This is a genomic window from Chryseobacterium gossypii (genome assembly GCF_041361455.1).
Taxonomy (GTDB): Bacteria; Bacteroidota; Bacteroidia; order Flavobacteriales; family Weeksellaceae; genus Chryseobacterium; species Chryseobacterium gossypii.
In genome coordinates, this window is the sequence record NZ_JBGCUR010000078.1 from 1 (window position 1) to 875 (window position 875).

Genomic DNA, 875 nt, shown 5'->3' on the forward strand with positions numbered 1-875 from the left:
ACTCTTAAAGTTAAAGAGTATAAGAATCGTGTCCTAACAAAGTTAGCAACTCCATTCCAACAATCGTATCATTCTCTTTTTTTACATTCGTTATTTTATAATTACTTTCATTAGTGATATCTGATATTTTGATTTTTTCCTGCTTTTTGTTACAAGAATAAAACGTAATTATGACTATAAATAAAAAAATGTTTTTCATAATATTATTTCCAATTTGATTTTCCTAAAAAGTTTATTTTATTATAGAAATTGATATTCTTTCGATAATTAACATCTCTGACCGATTTATTAAAGAGAACACTATCCTTATATTTATCCTTCTCTTTTGTTATTTTTATTGTATCACGAGGATAAGAGAAAGGTGAATCATATACTTGTTCTATTAATGCAACATTAGAATCCGTAAGAGCAGAATTAGAAACAAAGGGGAGCAATGAGGCTACATCAATTCCGAATTGAAAACGATCAGGTATTACATTAATAGCTTTAAAAGATCTTCCATAGCCATTTAATATGTATTCAAATAAATTATTAGCTTCAATTCTGTCTCCCGGTCTAAGTTTATTTAATGTTTCCTTATCAGGATCATTGGCTCCTCCTGAAAAACTATAAAACGTTTCTTGGGTCGTTCCTATGAGACTTGCTATATAAGAACTTGTTCTTCCAATAAAACCATATACCCCTGTATCGTTATTATATTTATCCATATAAGCATTAAATTGCCCTAATATCTGATTTCCCCAATCAGACCTTTTTCCTGTAAGAGTAATTTCCGGGATATTAATATAGCCATCCAATGTGGTATTAAGACTTATATAAGTTCCATCATAACCTAAGGAAATATTATCTCCATTTTCAAAGCCATATCCGGTATT

At 29.1% G+C, this 875-nt stretch carries 1 protein-coding gene; it reads right to left on the reverse strand.

Features of this window, described 5'->3' with window-relative positions; genetic code table 11:
* Positions 1 to 203 precede the first annotated feature (203 nt).
* On the reverse strand, positions 204 to 875 hold a 672-nt coding region (locus ABMQ40_RS16630), incomplete at its 5' end, for a hypothetical protein (protein WP_370901625.1).